Annotated in this window: 11 protein-coding genes and 1 pseudogene; 4 read left to right on the forward strand and 8 right to left on the reverse strand. The window is 76.1% G+C overall.

Annotated features, from left to right (window positions below; translation table 11 throughout):
- Positions 1 to 17: 17 nt before the first annotated feature.
- On the forward strand, positions 18 to 809 hold the full coding sequence (locus AQJ66_RS13305; RefSeq protein WP_061920521.1) for a hypothetical protein: 792 nt from the start codon (positions 18 to 20) through the stop codon (positions 807 to 809).
- Positions 810 to 926: 117 nt separating this feature from the next.
- Here the strand turns inward: AQJ66_RS13305 and AQJ66_RS13310 are convergent, their stop codons facing one another.
- Entirely contained in the window at positions 927 to 2,621 is a 1,695-nt protein-coding gene (locus tag AQJ66_RS13310) for a cell division protein PerM (RefSeq protein WP_079060223.1), read from the reverse strand.
- 113 nt (positions 2,622 to 2,734) lie between these two features.
- On the opposite strand from AQJ66_RS13310, the pseudogene AQJ66_RS13315 reads away from it, so the two are divergent.
- A pseudogene (locus AQJ66_RS13315) lies at positions 2,735 to 3,601 on the forward strand (RNA polymerase sigma factor); the annotation flags it as partial.
- Positions 3,602 to 3,674: 73 nt separating this feature from the next.
- Here the strand turns inward: AQJ66_RS13315 and sucD are convergent.
- From sucD to AQJ66_RS13350, 7 genes are all read right to left on the reverse strand, one after another.
- A complete protein-coding gene (gene sucD / locus AQJ66_RS13320) occupies positions 3,675 to 4,559 on the reverse strand; it encodes a succinate--CoA ligase subunit alpha (RefSeq protein WP_061920525.1) in 885 nt (294 codons plus the stop codon).
- Between the two features lie 27 nt (positions 4,560 to 4,586).
- Positions 4,587 to 5,768, reverse strand: coding sequence for an ADP-forming succinate--CoA ligase subunit beta (gene sucC, locus AQJ66_RS13325; RefSeq protein ID WP_061920526.1), 1,182 nt, complete (start codon positions 5,766 to 5,768; stop codon positions 4,587 to 4,589).
- A 433-nt stretch (positions 5,769 to 6,201) separates the two neighbouring features.
- Positions 6,202 to 8,277, reverse strand: coding sequence for a hypothetical protein (locus AQJ66_RS13330; protein WP_061920528.1), 2,076 nt, complete (start codon positions 8,275 to 8,277; stop codon positions 6,202 to 6,204).
- A 140-nt stretch (positions 8,278 to 8,417) separates the two neighbouring features.
- Complete coding sequence (locus AQJ66_RS13335; protein WP_159052559.1) at positions 8,418 to 9,257, reverse strand: hypothetical protein; 840 nt, start codon at positions 9,255 to 9,257, stop codon at positions 8,418 to 8,420.
- Between the two features lie 163 nt (positions 9,258 to 9,420).
- Positions 9,421 to 10,611, reverse strand: a complete 1,191-nt coding sequence (locus tag AQJ66_RS13340; protein ID WP_244162816.1) for a VWA domain-containing protein — start codon at positions 10,609 to 10,611, stop codon at positions 9,421 to 9,423.
- A complete protein-coding gene (locus tag AQJ66_RS13345; protein WP_061920531.1) occupies positions 10,608 to 13,004 on the reverse strand; it encodes a DUF5682 family protein in 2,397 nt (798 codons plus the stop codon). Before AQJ66_RS13345 ends, AQJ66_RS13340 begins: the two co-directional genes overlap by 4 nt.
- Positions 13,001 to 14,119, reverse strand: coding sequence for an ATP-binding protein (locus tag AQJ66_RS13350; protein WP_061920532.1), 1,119 nt, complete (start codon positions 14,117 to 14,119; stop codon positions 13,001 to 13,003). The genes AQJ66_RS13345 and AQJ66_RS13350 overlap by 4 nt, the downstream gene beginning before the upstream one ends.
- 133 nt (positions 14,120 to 14,252) lie before the next feature.
- Between AQJ66_RS13350 and AQJ66_RS13355 the strand changes: the two genes are divergently transcribed.
- Both AQJ66_RS13355 and AQJ66_RS13360 read left to right on the forward strand, forming a co-directional pair.
- Positions 14,253 to 15,623, forward strand: a complete 1,371-nt coding sequence (locus AQJ66_RS13355; RefSeq protein ID WP_061920533.1) for an SWIM zinc finger family protein — start codon at positions 14,253 to 14,255, stop codon at positions 15,621 to 15,623.
- A 106-nt stretch (positions 15,624 to 15,729) separates the two neighbouring features.
- Positions 15,730 to 17,358 (forward strand): DUF5691 domain-containing protein, encoded by a 1,629-nt coding sequence (locus AQJ66_RS13360; protein ID WP_061920534.1) that lies wholly within the window; start codon positions 15,730 to 15,732, stop codon positions 17,356 to 17,358.
- Positions 17,359 to 17,414 lie beyond the last annotated feature (56 nt).

Below are 17,414 nucleotides of genomic sequence, written 5' to 3' on the forward strand. Positions count from 1 at the left end.
GGGAAGACGCTCTTTTGATGCCCGACCGCAGCCTGCGACTCCTCACGTTCCCGCCGCTCCCGGTCCAGGGGGGCGAGCGGGGCGCCGTGCTGCTGCGGGAGCGGCCGTCCTCGCCGCCGGAGTCGGCACCGGAGTCGGCGCCGCCCGGCGGGCGGGACGGCGAGAACCAGGACCGGGGCGGCAAGGGCCAGGACGACAACCCGTTCGCGCCGCCGCCGGAAGGCACCCCCGACCGGCCGTGGCAGCCGCGGCACCCCGAGGGCTCCGGAGGCGGATCGCCGTGGGGCAGCCAGTGGAGCGGCCGGCAGCCCGGACGCGGCCCCGGCGGCTTCGGCGAACGTCCCGGCCGCGGCCCCGAGGGTCCGGCCGGCCCGGGCGGCCCGGGTGGCTCCAACATGCGCTGGGACCCGCTGGACCCGGCGCAGCGCCGCGCGCGCTACGCACTGCTGTCGGGGATGTGGGCCGTCTTCTTCGCCCTGTTCAGCTGGACCTACGTGGCCCTGCTGCTGGGTGCGCTGGCCCTGTACTGGGGCATCAGCGCGCTGCGGGCCAAGCCCCGCACCCCCGGTCCCGACAACCCGGCCCCGACGCCGGCGCCGGGCGCCCGCCCCCAGGCCACGGCGGCCATCAGCGGCCTGGTCACCGCCTCCCTCGCCCTGGCCCTGGTCGGCACGACCTTCGCGGTCCAGGTCGTCTACCGCGACTACTACACGTGCGTCTCCGACGCCCTCACCCACGAGGCCAAGCAGTCCTGCGACCAGCTCCTGCCGAAGGAGCTGCGGGGGGTGCTGGGGACGGGGAGCAGCTAGGGGGCTCCGCTTCCCGCCGGGTCGCGGTCGGGTGCGGCACCGCGCCGGTGTGGCGATCGCCGGTTGCCGCCGGTGCGCGCGAGCCATTCCGTCGTCCTCGGGGAGCCGGTCCTGCCGTCAGCCGGTTTCTTCCGGTGGGGCGGAGTCGCCGGACGGTGGCTGCTGCCGGGGCGGTCCGGTCGGTGGAGTCGGTGACTCCGGTTCGGCGTCCGGCTTCCGGGGTGCGGGGGGTGCGGGTGCCTGGGGAGCCGCCGAGGCCTCCGTGAGGGCTGCCCAGCGGGAGGTGCGGGAGAGGTCGTCGGGCTCCCAGGCCGAGGGAAAGGGATCGGTGGCGGGGAGGACGTCGTAGCGCTCGTCCTCGGCCGGGTCCACGGGGCCGCCCACCGTGAGCGCGGGCGGCTTCGCCTCCCTGCGGGGCTTCGCCGGCGTCCCCGGGTTGTGCCGTGCCGTGGTCCTGGCGGGCCCGGCGGCGGTCGCGCCCCGGGCCGGGCCGGTGTCCTGGTTCGGCCGCCGCCTCCACAGCCGCCACAGCCGTACGACCAGCGCCACCGGCATCCCGGTGACCGCCGTCCAGAGGGCCGCGGCCGCGCCGGTCTCCCGGGCCACGGGACCGAACCGGGCCAGGGCGGCCGCGCCGAGGGGGCCGCCGGACAGGTCGGCGAGGACGGCGAGCAGCGCGCCGCACAGCAGCGCCGCCAGGAGCAGGGCCCCGGCGGTCCGCCCGGCCGGCCAGCACCCCTGCGGCGGCGCCTCCCCTTCCCCGCCCTGGGGCACGGCTCCCCGGGCCACGAACCACCCCACCGTGGCCCCGGCGGCGACCGCCACCAGTCCCGTGGCCCAGTTCAGCGGTGTGCCGGGGCCCGCGTCCGGTACCGCCGCGAGCAGCGGGAACGGGGGCAGCAGCGGGGCGGGGTCGGAGGCGAGGGGGGCGACCAGGTGCCCGGTGCCGAGGGTGAAGCCGGGGCCGAGGGCGTAGGAGGCCGCCCAGAGCGCGGCGTTGGGGACGAGCGCGATGCCGAGCAGCAGGACGGCGAACCGTCCGGTCCAGCCCTCCGTCAGCTGGAGGAAGGACGCCCGCGCGGTGTCCCCGTGCAGCACCAGGGAGATCCCGGCCAGCAGCGCCCCGCCCCCGCACAGCACCGCCGCACCGGCCCCGGCCGCGCGGACGGCCGTGGCCAGCCGTGCCCACGCGTCCGTCCCGAGCAGCAGCCGCCGCACCGGTTCCGGCAGCACTCGCAGCGGGCCCAGCACGGGCTCGGGCGGGCGGCCGTGCCCCGACCAGACCCCGACCGCCGCCGCGCAGGCCACCACGCACGGCAGACACACCGTCACCCCGCTCCAGGAAGGGCGGAGATCGGCGCCGGAGCAGTAGACGGCGGCCGCAGCGCCGACGCCGACGTACCCGGCGACCACTCCCGTCCAGGCCGTGCGCGCCGGGACCGGCGGCGGCCCCTCGGGGTCGGCGGACGCGTCGGTGGCGTCCCGCGCCGCCCGGTACACCAGCCACACCGGCAGCGCGAGGAGGAGCAGCGGGGTCACGCCGACCGGCTGGGGCGCGCCGGAGAGCGTCTCGGTGCGGACCAGTTCGACGCCGTGCCCGAGCAGCCACAGCGCGGCGGCCACGTGCAGGGCGCCGCCCGGCCCGCTGTCGGGGTAGGGCGAGCTGACCCACAGGGCCAGCACGAGCACGGCGAGCGTGCCGAGCCCGAGCCCGGCGGCCACCGCGCCGCCGAGCAGGCTCGCGCCGAGCCCGGGCGGGCGGTCGCGCATCCGGTGCAGCAGGGGTGCCAGCGACGGGCGGCGAGCGGTCATCAGGGTCACCCCGCCATGCTGCCAACGACACGCCCTTTCCCGTCGTAACGGGGCAAACACCGATGTGTCGCTCAATATATGATTATCTACTTTTTCGTACGGAAGGGTGATGTCCCGTGCCGGAGAGCCTCGCCAACCCCCTGCCGCCGCCGACGAGCCACCGACACCTGGAGGACTCCGGCTCGCTGACGCCCGATCAGGCCTTCGACGCGCTGTACGCCTGCTGCGCTCCCGCCCTCGTACGGCAGACCTACCTGCTCACCGGCCGCCGCGAACTGGCCCGGGAAGCCGTCGAGCAGGCGTTCCAACTCGCCTGGCAGCGCTGGCCGGAGGTGGCCCGGGACCGCGATCCGGGGGGCTGGGTGCGGGCGATGGCGTACGAGTGCGCCCTCTCCCCCTGGCACCGGTTCCGCCCCCGCCACCGGCACCCCGACCCCCCTCCGGCGGACCCCGCCGACCGCGCGCTGCGGGACGCCCTGCTCGCGCTGCCGCCGTCGTACCGGCGCACGCTCGTGCTGTACGACGGCGTCGGACTCGACCTGCCGGAGACCGCCGCGGAGACCGAGGCGAGCACCCCGGCGGCGGCCGGCCGGCTCTCCCGCGCACGCGAGGCCGTCGCCGCGCGGGTCCCGGAGCTGGCCGACCCCGCCGCGCTGCGCCGGCGCCTGGAGCAGCTCGCCGCCACGGAGCGCCTGGCGCCCGCCAAGGCGACCGCGGTACGGGCCTGCGGTGAGCGCCGCAACGTGTTCTGGACGCGCTCGGCCATCGCCTTCACCTGCACGATCATCGGCGCGACGACGCTGACGCTGCGGACGGCGCCGACGCACTACGAGCCTCCCGTGGCACCGGCGCAGGCGGTGGAGGGCGTCCCGCCGCCCCCCGCCATGGGCCCGCTGTCCCGGGAGGCACAGGCCCTGCGCGCGAAGCTGCGCCGGGCGGCGGCGCGGGGTCCGGAGCGGCTGGTGCCGGACACCCGGTGAGCGGGGTGCGGCGAAACGGCGGCAGGCCCGCCCCGGGGAACGGGGCGGGCCTGCCGGCAGCGGGTGGGGAAGCTCAGGCGCTCAGGATCTCCCGGGCCAGCTTCGCCGTCTCGGTCGGCGTCTTGCCGACCTTGACGCCGGCGGCCTCGAGGGCCTCCTTCTTCGCCTGGGCGGTGCCGGACGAACCGGAGACGATGGCGCCCGCGTGGCCCATGGTCTTGCCCTCGGGCGCGGTGAAGCCCGCGACGTAGCCGACGACCGGCTTCGTCACGTTCTCCTTGATGAACGCCGCCGCGCGCTCCTCCGCGTCGCCGCCGATCTCGCCGATCATGACGATCAGGTCGGTGTCGGGGTCGTTCTGGAACGCGGCGAGGGCGTCGATGTGGGTGGTGCCGATGATCGGGTCGCCACCGATGCCGACGGCCGTCGAGAAGCCGATGTCACGCAGCTCGTACATCATCTGGTACGTCAGCGTGCCGGACTTCGACACCAGGCCGATGCGGCCCGGCTTGGTGATGTCGCCCGGGATGATGCCGACGTTCGACTGGCCCGGGGTGATGATGCCGGGGCAGTTCGGGCCGATGATGCGGGTCTTGTTGCCCTTCTTGCCGGCGTACGACCAGAAGGCGGCCGTGTCGTGCACGGCGATGCCCTCGGTGATCACGACGGCCAGCGGGATCTCGGCGTCGATGGCCTCGACGACCGCGTCCTTGGTGAACTTCTCCGGCACGAAGATGACGGAGACGTTCGCGCCGGTCTTCTCGATGGCCTCCTTGACGGTGCCGAAGACCGGTACCTCGGTGCCGTCGAAGTCCACGGACTGACCCGCCTTGCGCGGGTTCACGCCGCCCACGACCTGGGTGCCGTCGCCGAGCATGAGCTTGGTGTGCTTCATGCCGGTGGAGCCGGTCATGCCCTGGACGATGACCTTGCTGTCCTTGTTGAGCCAGATAGCCATGGTGTGTTCTGTCCTCGTCCTGAGTGCTTACTTGGCGGCGTGGGCCAGCTCGGCGGCCTTGTCGGCCGCGCCGTCCATGGTGTCGACGCGCTGCACCAGCGGGTGGTTGGCGTCGGTGAGGATCTGCCGGCCCAGCTCGGCGTTGTTGCCGTCGAGGCGGACGACGAGCGGCTTCTCGACCTTCTCGCCGCGGTCCTCCAGGAGCTTCAGGGCCTGCACGATGCCGTTGGCGACCTCGTCGCAGGCGGTGATGCCACCGAAGACGTTGACGAACACGGACTTGACGTCCGGGTCGCCCAGGATGATCTCCAGGCCGTTGGCCATGACCTGGGCGGAGGCGCCACCGCCGATGTCCAGGAAGTTGGCGGGCTTGACGTTGCCGTGCTTCTCGCCGGCGTACGCGACGACGTCCAGGGTGCTCATGACGAGACCGGCGCCGTTGCCGATGATGCCGACCTCACCGTCGAGCTTGACGTAGTTGAGGTTCTTCTCCTTGGCGGCGGCCTCGAGCGGGTTGGCCGCGGCCTTGTCGTGGAGCTCCTCGTACTCGGGGTGACGGAACTCGGCGTTGTCGTCGAGCGACACCTTGCCGTCGAGCGCGATGACCTCGCCGGAGGCGACCTTCGCGAGCGGGTTGACCTCGACCAGGAGGGCGTCCGACTTGATGAAGGTGTCCCACAGCTTGACGAGGACGTTCACGACCTTGTCCGCGACCTCGGCCGGGAACTGGGCGGCCTCGACGATCTCGCGGGCCTTGGCCTCGTCCACACCGTCGATCGGGTCGATCGCGGTCTTCGCGACGGCCTCCGGACGGGTGGCCGCCACCTCCTCGATCTCCATGCCGCCCTCGACGGAGGCGATGGAGAGGAAGGTGCGGTTGGCACGGTCGAGGAGGAAGGAGACGTAGTACTCCTCGAGGATCTCCGGGGCGGTCTCGGCGATCATGACCTTGTGGACCGTGTGGCCCTTGATGTCCATGCCGAGGATGTCCGTCGCACGGGCGACGGCCTCGTCCGCGGAGGCGGCCAGCTTGACGCCACCGGCCTTGCCGCGACCACCGACCTTCACCTGCGCCTTGACGACGGACTTGCCGCCCAGCCGCTCGGTGATCTCGCGCGCCGCCTCAGGCGTGTCGATGACTTCACCGGCCAGCACCGGTACATCGTGCTTGGCGAAGAGGTCCCTCGCCTGGTACTCGAACAGGTCCACGCGCTTCCGTCCCTATCAGTGATCTCGCGGTTCGTTGGATGCGTGGGCGTGCCGCGAAGGGCAACGTGACGTCCGCTGTGTCACAAGGGAAGCGCACACGGTGTCCGAGCGCGCGGCATGTCCGTCTCGCAGGTTATCGCCGCTTGCGGGGGCGCCCTAAATCGAGGGTCACACCTGAGCGGTGATACCTGTCACATGATGCCGCGTTCGCTGACACGCCGTGCCGCAGCTTGGTGGCATCCGGGCGATGTGCGAGGCCTCACCGGGCTGGGGTTGACCCGGTGAGGCCTCTGAGCGGGCCCCGAAGGGCCCCGGACGGTTGATCCCCACCCCAATGGGGACCACCCGCCCCTGGCCGCGGGGGTCGGGCCGGACGGTCCGACGGCGTTCGGCCGTCCGGGTCCGCTCGCCCCCGCGGAGTCTCGCGGGCCGCTCAGCCCTGCTGCGGTGCGTGACCGGGGTACAGGTCCTGCGCATACCCCGGCGTGACGGATCCGGCGACCCCCTCGACGCCGGACGCGGCGTGCGCGGCCAGCGGACCGCCGGTGCTCCGCACGGTCCCCGCCAGGTCGTACGCGAACGGCCCGGCCTGCCGCGTGACGGGCCCGGTCTCGCCCACGGCACCGCCCGCGAAGAGCCCGGCCTGGCCGGCCACGCCGTACGCCAGGCCGGCCGTGCTGCCGCCGACGCCGCCCACGGCCGGCCGGACGGTCGCGTCGACGGTGCCGGTCACCGTGCCGGTGAGGGTGTCGGCCACCGGCCGCACGGTCGCGGTGACGGTGTCCGCGACCGCGTGAACCGTGCCGGTGGCGGTGTCCGCGACCGCGTGGACCGTGCCGGTGGCGGTGTCCGAGACCGGCCGGAGCGCGTGGGTCGCCCCGGCCGCGAACGGCGGCACCTGACCGGTCACGCCCTGCGCGAAGGTGCCGGTCCGCCCGGTCACGCCGTGGACGGCCGGCGGTACGGCGTCCACGGCGCCGCCCGCGAAGGGCCGGACGTCGCCGGCCACCCCGTACGCGAGCGTCCCCGCGTCCGCCACGGCCTGCCCGGCGACCGGGACGACCCCGTGCACGGCGGTTCCGGCGACGGGCGGCAGCACGGCGTCGGCGGTGCCGTGCGCGGTCTGGCCGGCCAGACCGGTGGCGTACGGCGGCACGCCGGCGAGGACGCCGGAGGCGGTCCCGTGGACGTCGGTGAGCGCGCTCCCGGCGACCGGGTAGGCGTCGGCGACGGCGTCCGTGACCGTGCCCCGGGCGCCGGTTCCGGTGCCGCGGGCCACCTGGTGGACGCCCGTCACCGCGCGCCCGCCCACCCCGGACACGTCGCCCACCGCGCCGGTGGTGACTCCGTGCACGCCGGCGACGGCGTCCGTCGCCAGTCCGCGCGCCCGGTCGACGGCGTCCGCGGCGGTACCCCGCACACCGGTCACCGCTGCGGTGCCGGTGCCCTGGACGCCCTGGACCGCGCCGGAGGCGGTGCCGTCGACGCTCGCGACCGCGTACCCGGCCGTCGGGACGGCGTCCCCCACGGCCCCCGCGGCGGTGCCGTGGACACCGGTCACCGCGTCCCCGGCCACCGGCCGGACGCCCGCGAGCGCCCGGCCCGCGAGCGGCACCACGCCGTCCACGGCGGCCGAGGCCACCGGCGGGACGGCCGCCGCGGTCGTCGCGTCCACGACCGGGGTCACCGTGCCCGGCACCGACCGCACCGTGCCGGCCACCCACTGCTCGACACCCGCGGCCACGCCGCTGACGTGCGCGGGCACCGCGGCGGCGGTGGCCCCGGCGGCGCCGCCCGCCCGGTCCGCCTCACCGCGTGCGACGGCCGACGTACCGGCGGTGCGGCCCCGCGCGGCGGCCACGGTCTGCTGAGCCGTCGTCCTTACGGCGCCCTCGGCCCGGGCACGGGCCGCCTGCTGAGCGGCCTGCAGTTTGGTCTGGGCGGCGGCCAGGGCTTCCTCCACCTCGGGGGCGAAGGAGGCGAGAGGGCCGAAGAGGTAGTCGATCCCGTCCTGCGGGGAGGGCGTGGAGAGGTGGGCGACCGGGGTGCGGGTCGTGGCGTGGTGTGCGGCGTGGTGTGCGAGGCGGTCGGCGGTGCGCGCGGCCTCGGCCTCGGCGCCGGCCGCGTGGGAGTGCGCCTGCGTACGGGCCGCACGGGCACCCTGGATGGCCCGGGCGCCCCGGATCGCCGTGGCGGGCGCCGTGGCATCGCCGTGGCGGCGAGCCTGGTCGGCGCCGGTGCCCACGGTGCTCCACGCCTTCTGCTGCACCGCGGTCGAGGCGGCGGAGGCGGTGGACGTGGCCGTGCCGGTCAGGCCGGAGACGGTGTCCTGGACATCGCCGACGGCGCCGTCGAGGGTGCCGGTGAGCGTGCCGGCCGCGCTGTCGGTGTCCGGCACCGAGACCGCCGGGGTGGGCAGTTCGTCGGCGCTGGCCACGGCCGAGCCGAGCGCCCAGGCGCCGGTGACGCCTGCGGCTATCGCGATCGAGCGGCGGATGTTCTTGTTCATACGTGCGTCAGTCCTTCGGAAACGGCTGGGGGTTCTCCGTCCGGAGTGCGCCGGGATGGGCCGGCGGCTCCGGCGGAACGGGCAGACCTTGTGGCGCCCCCGCGCGACACGTCGCGTGACGGGGAGGCCGGTCCTGGGCCCTAGCCGGGAAAGACGGGGATGTCGCGGTGCCGTTCGCGGATCCGGGGCGCGTCGGCGTGCGCGGCGGTGCCGGGCAGCAGACGCAGGGGCGCCCGGCCGTCGAGGGTGACGGCGTGCGGGTCGCCGTGGCGGGACGCGGTGCCGTCGGCCGCCTGCTTGCCGAGCGTGCCGTCCGGGTCCCCGGAGGGCGCGGGCGCGGCCGGGGCCTCGGCGGGTACGGCGGTGTGGCGGGCGGCCGGTGCGGGCGCCGGAGCGTGGGGGGCGAGGCCGCCGGGGACGGCGTCCGGTCCATAGGCGGTGGCCGACGGGCGGGCGGGTGCGGCGGTGCGGGACTCGGCGCGGACGTGACCGCCCTCGGCCTGAGCCGGGTGTGGTGCGGGCGCGGGGGCCGTGGTGCCGGGAAGGTGGGGCCGGGGCCGCGCGGGCGTGGGCAGCGGGTTCACGGGCAGCGGCTGCGTGGGCAACGGCTCGGTGGTTTCCGGGAGTTCCGGCAGGTCCACGGAGGGCGGCCGCGTCTGCGTCTGCACCTGTGTCCCCACCTGCCGCAGGGTCCGGGTCGCGGTGTCCACCACGTCCCGTACCGGCGTGACGACCCGCTCGGCGACCTGCCGTACCGCGTCCCGCTGCCCGGCCGGCAGCAGCCCGGTCGAGGTCGCCTGTACCGTCGAGGTCACCGCTCCCGCCGACGTCACCGGGGCCGCCGAGGTGGTCGCGGCCGCCGGTGTCCGCTCGGCCGCGTGCGCCTGCTCACCGCAGAGGAACCCGAGCAGGAGCAGTCCGCCGACCAGCAGCGCCAGTTGCAGGGCACGCCGTCCCGCCGCCGTACGCAGTACGCGCACGGCGGAACCGAACGGGGCGGCAGACAGGGTCAACGGGCGAGCGCTTCCTCGGCTGGGTACGGCTCGGGCGCCGTCGATCCTCGCACGGCGGACCCGAGGTAACGCAAGCCCCCTGTTACCGATGGGTAGCCATGTCCCCTTCCCGCGTCTTTCCGACGCTCCGTCACACGGTGTCCGGTATCGGCAGCGGCCGCTTCTCGATCGCCGCCGCCATCACCTCGGGGAACAGGTCGGGTGTGCAGGCGAAGGCCGGTGCGCCGAGGGCCGCGAGCGCCGCCGCGTGCTCCCGGTCGTACGCGGGCGCCCCCTCGTCCGACAGCGCGAGCAGGGCCACGAACTGCACCCCGGACGCCTTCATCGCCGCGACCCGCTTGAGCATCTCGGCGCGTATGCCGCCCTCGTACAGGTCGCTGATCAGCACGACCACGGTCTCGGCGGGCCGGGTGATCTGCGCCTGGCAGTAGGCGAGCGCCCGGTTGATGTCCGTGCCGCCGCCGAGCTGGGTGCCGAAGAGCACGTCGACCGGGTCGTCGAGCTGGTCGGTGAGGTCCACGACCGCCGTGTCGAACACGACCAGCCGGGTGCTGATCGACCGCATGGAGGCGAGCACCGCCCCGAACACCGAGGCGTAGACGACCGACGCGGCCATCGACCCCGACTGGTCGATGCAGAGGACCACCTCCTTCTTCACCGACTGCGCCGCCCGCCCGTAGCCGATGAGCCGTTCCGGCACCACCGTGCGGTACTCGGGCAGGTAGTGCTTGAGGTTGGCCGCGATCGTGCGGTTCCAGTCGATGTCGTGGTGGCGGGGGCGGCTGACCCGGGCGCTGCGGTCGAGGGCGCCGCCGAGGGTGGCCCGCGTGCGGGTGGCGAGCCGCTTCTCCAGGTCCTCGACGACCTTGCGGACGACGGCCCGTGCCGTCTCCTTCGTCGTCTCCGGCATCGCCCGGTGCAGCGAGAGCAGCGTCCCGACCAGGTGCACGTCGGCCTCGACCGCCTCCAGCATCTCCGGCTCCAGCAGCAGCGAGGCGAGCCCCAGCCGGTCGATCGCGTCGCGCTGCATGACCTGGACGACGGAGGAGGGGAAGTAGGTGCGGATGTCCCCGAGCCAGCGCGCCACCGACGGCGCCGAGGCGCCGAGGCCCGCGGAGCGCTCCCGGCCCGTCTGCGGTCGGTCCCCCTTGCCGTACAGCGCGGCGAGGGCGCCGTCCATCGCCGCGTCCCGGCCGGACAGCGCGCATCCGGTGCCGTCGGCCTGGTCGCCGCCGAGCACCAGCCGCCAGCGCCGCAGCCGCTCGCGCGCGGGGTCGCCCGCGTCGTCGCCGGCGTCCCGTGTCATCGGTTCGGTCGTCATGTCCCCACCCCCGCGAGGCTGTTGTGGTCGGACGTCCCCGGGTGCTCCGTGTCCGGGCCGAGCAGCAGCCGCAGCACCGGGAGCACGGCGTCCGCCCGCCGGAGGTCCAGGTCGGCGGCGAACCCCGGTGTGTCGCCCGCCCGGGCGTCCGGGCCCCGGGTGGTGCCCGGGCCGCGCCGCACCAGTTCTCCGAGGGTTCTGCGCACCCCGGGCTCGTACACCGAGAACGTGCGCCGCAGCAGCGGCAGTACGTCCGTGAACGCCTCCGCGGACACCCCGGTCAGCCAGGTGTCGACCAGGCCGAGCAGCCGCTCGTCGTGGACCAGGAGCATGCCGCCCCCGCCGCCGGCGAAGCCCTCGATCCACGCGGCCGCGTCGGCGGGCGGTGTCCCCGGCGAGAGCACGAGCCCCATCAGGCGTGCCGCCTCGCCGGGTTCCAGCGCGCCGTCGTCCAGCAGCAGCCGCAGGGCCCGCCCCCGTACGACGCCGGCCACGGCGTCCCGCAGCGCCAGGGCGCGCAGCACGGAGCGCCAGCGGCCGCGCAGGTCGCCGTGCGCGTCGGCCGCGGTGCCGGTCAGGGTCTCCGCCAGGAGTCCCACCGCCGTGTGCACGGCGTCGACATGGCCCCGCATCTCCTCCGCCGCGTCCGCGTCCAGGGCGGCGCAGGCCGGCGGGAGGCCCACGAAGACCCGCTCGGCGAGGCCCGCCGCGACCTCGGCCAGGGCGCCGGTGTCGGTGCCGCGCACGTCGCCGTAGCGCAGGGAGCGGACCAGCGCGGGCAGGGCCTGGGCGAGGTGGCCGGCGTCCGTGTCCAGCGCGGCCCGGTCGGCGAGCACCCGCATCACCACCGGCAGCGCGTCGGGCAGCCCGGCGAGCAGACAGTGCTCGGCGAGCGCGGTGACCTCGGCGAGGGCGCCGGCGGTGGTCGCGTCGGACTCGGCCCGGGCCGTCGCGGCCGCGAGGACGGTCGTCCCCCACACGCCCGCCTCGGCGACCCGCACGGACAGCTCCGGTTCCCAGCGCAGCCGCCAGGTCTCCCGGAAGGTGCCCGTGCTCCCCCGCGAGTGGGCCGGCTCGCCCCAGCCGACACCCAGCAGCCGCAGCCGGTGCAGCAGTCTGCTGCGGCCGGCGTCGGTGTCCTTGCGCAGATCGAGCTCCAGCTCGCGCTCCAGCGCCTCCGGCTTCAGCCGCAGCCGGCGCTGCTCGCGGGCCAGGTCCCGCTGCAGGGGCACCGCCGGTGCGGACTCGGGCACCTCGCCCAGCACGTCCCCGACCACCAGCCGGTCGTGCACCAGCGCCAGCGGGACGTCCGAGCCGTCGCACATCACCGCGCGCACGGCCTCGGTGGTCTCGCCGAGGCCGGGCAGCGGTCGGCCGCGCAGGGCGGCCAGGGTCCCGGCGAGCCGTACCGCCTCGATGACGTGCGCGGAGGACACGATCCGGTCCTCCTCGCGCAGCAGCCCCGCCACCTTGGTCAGCCAGCGCTCGACCGGCCGGTCCGGCACCCGGAACAGGTGCCCGTACCAGCCGGGCGATTCGATACCCGCGCCGTAGCCGCTCGAGCGGGCCAGTCTGCGGTGCGTCCAGGGCACCCAGGTCAGGTCGGCCTTGACCTTGGGCAGCCCCTTCAGCAGGGCCCGGTCGGCGGCGACGGCGGACCTGTGCCGCAGCGCGGGCACGTGCCAGGCCCCGCACACCACGGCCACCGCGTCCCCGAACTCCCGCCGCGCGGCCCGGACCTGGAGCCGCATGTGGGCCTCGCGCACCAGGTCGCGGGGGCGCCCGCCGGCGCCGTACCGCTCCCGCAGCGCGCCCATCGCCTCCTCCAGCGCGGCGAAGGGCGCGAACGGGTCCGCCGCTCCCGGCCCCCGGTGCTCGACGACGTCCTCCCACCACCGCTCCGGATCGTCGTACCCGGCGGTCCCGGCGAGTACGGCGAGGGGATCGACCCGGATCCGGTCGGCCTCGGTGCCCTCGCCGCCCGCGCCGTCCTTGCCGTCCGCGTCGCCCGGTCCCGGCCCGGGGGGTGCCTCCTCGTCCTGCCAGGCCAGGGTGTGCGTGGCCGGCAGGTCGATGAACCGGGCCGGAACCCCCTGTTCCAGGGCCCAGCGGATCGCCACCCACTCGGGGCTGAACTCGGCGAACGGCCAGAAGGCCGAGCGGCCGGGCTCGTCCACCGCGTGGGCGAGCAGGGCGACCGGGGGCCGCAGCCCCGGGTCGGCTGCCAGTGGGATCAGCGGGTCGGCCTCGGGCGGGCCCTCGATCAGGACCACCCCGGGCCGGGCGGCGTCCAGGGCGGCCCGCACGGCGCGCGCGGAGCCGGGCCCGTGGTGGCGCACCCCGAGCAGCAGCGCCCCGGAGGCGAACGCCCCTCCCCCAGCGGAGTCGCTCACACGCTCACCTCCCGGCAGGCCCGGTAGAAGTCCTTCCAGCCGTCGCGCTCGCGGACGACCGTCTCCAGGTACTCCTGCCAGATCACGCGGTCGGCCGCGGGGTCGCGGACGACGGCGCCCAGGATGCCGGCGGCGACGTCGCCCGGGCGCAGCACGCCGTCGCCGAAGTGCGCGGCCAGGGCGAGGCCGCTCGTGACGACGGAGATCGCCTCCGCGGTGGACAGCGTGCCGCTGGGCGACTTCAGCTTCGTCCGCCCGTCGGCGGTGATGCCGTCGCGCAGCTCGCGGAAGACGGTCACGACGCGGTGGATCTCCTCGATGCCGTCGGGCGCGGCGGGCAGGTCCAGGGAGCGGCCGATCTGCTCGACGCGGCGGGTGACGATGTCGACCTCGGCGTCGGCGCTCTCCGGCAGCGGCAGCACCACCGTGTTGAAGCGGCGGCGCAGGGCGCTGGAGAGGTCGTTGACGCCGCGGTCGCGGTCGTTGGCGGTGGCGATGAGGTTGAAGCCGCGGACCGCCTGCACCTCCTGGCCCAGTTCCGGTATCGGCAGGGTCTTCTCGGACAGGATCGTGATCAGCGTGTCCTGGACGTCGGCCGGGATGCGGGTCAGCTCCTCTACCCGGGCCGTCATGCCCTCGGCCATGGCCCGCATGACGGGGCTGGGCACCAGGGCGTCGCGGCTCGGACCGTGCGCGAGCAGCCGCGCGTAGTTCCAGCCGTAGCGGATCGCCTCTTCCGGTGTGCCGGCCGTGCCCTGCACCAGCAGGGTGGAGTCGCCGCTGACGGCGGCCGCCAGGTGCTCCGACACCCAGGTCTTGGCGGTGCCGGGCACGCCGAGCAGGAGCAGGGCGCGGTCGGTGGCGAGCGTGGTGACGGCGACCTCGACGATGCGGCGCGGGCCGACGTACTTGGGCGTGATCACCGTGCCGTCCGGCAGGGTGCCGCCCAGCAGGTACGTCGCCACCGCCCACGGTGACAGCTTCCAGCGGGCCGGGCGCGGCCGGTCGTCCTGGGCGGCCAGCGCCGCGAGTTCGGCGGCGAAGGCGTGCTCGGCGTGCGGACGCAGGGCGCTCCCGCTCGCTTCGACGGGTGTGGCGTCCACGGACACAGACATGGCTGAGGCCCCCTCCAGCTCGGCCGGGTTCGGATCTGGGACCAACCGTGCACCACACCACTGACAATCACTCTGACCTGCGAAGACACCTATCCAGGGCCGATTGTCAGTGGCGGGACCTACCGTCGGTGGCATGACTGAGCAGGGGGTGCGCTGGACCGCGGAGCAGGTGCTGGCACTGGCGCCTGACGCCGCGTCACGCAAGGCGGGCAGCAGGCTGGGCACGGCCGGTCCGTGGTCGGAGGCGGGCAGCGGAGAGGGGACGGTGTGGGGGCTGTGCAAGGGCAGTGGCAGCCGGCCGTACCAGACGGTGGTGGACCTGGCGGACGCGGCGGGGCCGGCGTACAAGTGCAGTTGTCCGAGCCGGAAGTTCCCGTGCAAGCACGCCCTCGGACTGCTGCTGCTGTGGGCGGACGGCGAGGGCGCGGGCGGCGCCGTGCCGGCGGCGGCCGAGCCGCCGGACTGGGCCGGGCAGTGGCTCGCGGGCCGGCGCAGGCGGGTGGAGCAGAGGCAGGAGGAGGGCGGCGGTCCGGCGGCGTCCGGGTCCGCTGATCCGGAGGCGGCGCGGCGGCGGGCGGAGCGCCGGGCCGAGCGGGTCACGGCGGGGGCGACGGAGCTGGAGCGGCGCCTGGCGGACCTGCTGCGCGGCGGCCTGGCCGCGGCCGAACAGACGGGATACGGCCTGTGGGAGGAGACGGCCGCCCGCATGGTCGACGCGCAGGCGCCGGGACTGGCCGCGCGGGCGCGGGAGCTGGGCGCGATACCGGCCTCCGGGCCGGGCTGGCCGGCCCGGCTGCTGGAGGAGTGCGCCCTGCTGCACCTCCTCGACCAGGGCTGGCTGCGCCGGGAGCGGCTGCCGGACGCGCTCGCGGCCACCGTCCGCTCCCGGCTCGGCCTGCCCGCCTCGGCGGAGGGGCCACCGGTGCGCGACCAGTGGCTGGTGCTGGCGCAGTACGACACGGTCGACTCGAAGCTGACGACGCGCCGGATCTGGCTGCACGGCGCCGGGTCGGGCCACACCCGGCTGCTGCTGTCCTACGGCGCGGCCGGCCGGGCACCGGAGCTGTCGCTGCCGGTCGGGCTGGCGCTGGAGGCCGATCTGTCCGTGTTCCCCGGGGCCGGTCAGTCCCGGGCGGCGCTGGGCGCGCAGCACGCCCCGCCCGCGCCGACCGCGCTGCGTCCCCCGGGCGTGACCACGGCCGAGGCGGCGGCCCGTTACGGCGAGGCGCTGTGCGCGGACCCCTGGCTGGACTCGGTCCCGGTCACGCTGGACCGCGTCGTACCGGCGCCGGACGGGGAGCGGGGCGGCTGGCAGCTGGCCGACGCGGACACGGACTCGGCGCTGCCGCTGACCCCGGCCGCCCGTTCCCGTCCGGGCCTGTGGCGGCTGGCCGCGCTGTCCGGCGGCGCACCGGTCACGGTCTTCGGCGAGTGCGGCCACCGCGGCTTCACCCCGCTGACGGCGTGGCCGCAGGGTCCGGGCGCTCCGGTGACGCTGTGCTGACCGGGCAGGCCCCCGCCTCGACCGGGGGAAGCCGGCGGAAGGGCGACCAGAGGAAGAAGGACCGGAATGGGCGACCCGAATGGGCGGACGTGAGGAAGGCAGCGCCATGAGCGGCATCTCCCCCACCCAGGACACCGCGGCTGCCGCGAGTTCCTGGGACGACCTCGTCACCACCGCGCTCCTCGGCACCGACCGGCGGCCTCCGGCGGAGGCCGCGCCCGGCCGCGAGGCCCCGGTGGCGCTGCTGGACGCCGCCGCCGTGGCGACCGTGCGGCGGCGGGCCGGGCTGCTGCCGGGGCGGGCCGCGCCCCGGCCGGAGCCCGCGCCCGGGGATCCGCGTCCGGCACTGCCGGCCGCCGCGGCCCGCAGGCTCGCGCTGCTGCTGGCCGACCGTTCCGGCGGGGGCGGCGGCCGGCGGGGCAGCTCGCCCGACCTGACGGAGCTGCTCCCGCAGTGGCTGGCGGCGGCCAACGCCCACGGCTACGCGGCGCCCCCGCAGGCGCTGCCGGCCCTGCTGGACGCCGCCCGGGGCCGCACGGACCTGCGCCCGGCGGCGCTGGCGTTCGCCGGGCCCCGGGCACTGTGGCTGGCCCGGCTGAACCCGGACTGGCGGTTCGCGCTGCGCGCGGCTCCGGGCGGCGGCGCGACCCTGCCCGGCGCCGGGGACGGCGAGGCGGTGCGCCGGGTCTGGGAGGAGGGGCTGTTCGCCGAGCGGGTCGCCCTGCTGGGCGCGCTGCGGGCCCGTACGCCCGGCCGCGCACGGGAGCTGCTGGAGGAGACCTGGCGGAAGGAGCGGGCGGAGGACCGCCTGATGTTTCTCGACTCGCTGCGCACCGGCCTGTGCGCCGAGGACGAGCCGTTCCTCGAGCAGGCCCTGGGCGACCGCAGCCGCAACGTCCGGGCGACGGCGGCGGAGCTGCTGTCCGCGCTCCCGGGCTCCGCGCTGGCCGGACGCATGGCGGCGCGGGCGGCGGCATGTGTGGCGATCGACCATACGGGGAACTCGGCCGGAATCGTCGTGGAGGCGCCGCTCGAGTGCGATCCGAGCATGGAGCGCGACGGTGTGGCGGCCAGACCTCCCGCGGGCAGAGGAGAACGGTCGTGGTGGCTGGGTCAGCTGGTCGAGGCGGCACCGCTCGGTATGTGGCCGGGCCGGCTCGGCGGACGTACGCCTCGGGAGATCGTGGCGCTGCCGGTGGCCGACGGCTGGCAGGGCGAGCTGCACGCGGCCTGGAGCCGGGCGGCGGTGCGGCAGCGGGACGCGGAGTGGTCCCGGGCGCTGCTCGGGGCGCCGTCGGCCCCGGAGGCGGGCGGCCCCGGGGCGGTGTCGCTGGCGGAGCGGGCGAAGCTGCTGGCGGCGCTGGAGCCCGGGGAGCGGGCCGCCTGGGTGGCGGGGTTCATCGCGGCGCACGGCCTGTCGGAGGCGTTCCAGCTGCTCGGGGTGTGCGCGGTCCCCTGGGCGGCGCCGCTCGGCCGGGCGGTGGTGGACGCCCTGGACATCGCGCGGGACGCGGGCAGTTACCCCTGGAGTTTCAGCGGGGTGATGGGCCTCGCCGAGCGCTGTCTGGACCCGGCTCAGGCCGCGTACCTGGACGGTCTGCTGGCGATACCCGACGAGCGGGAGGACGCGGCCCCCGGGTCCGGCGGCTACTGGGCGGAGGCGTTCCAGCGGCTGGTCGGCACCTTGCGGCTGCGCGCGGCGATGGCCGCCGAACTGGAGCCGGACACGCCCTGACGCCGGCCGCGGCACGGCCGCGCACCGCCGTCGCCGCGGCCGGGCCAGGGCCTTCC

Origin of the sequence: Streptomyces bungoensis, assembly GCF_001514215.1 — a bacterium.
Classification (GTDB): Bacteria; Actinomycetota; Actinomycetes; order Streptomycetales; family Streptomycetaceae; genus Streptomyces; species Streptomyces bungoensis.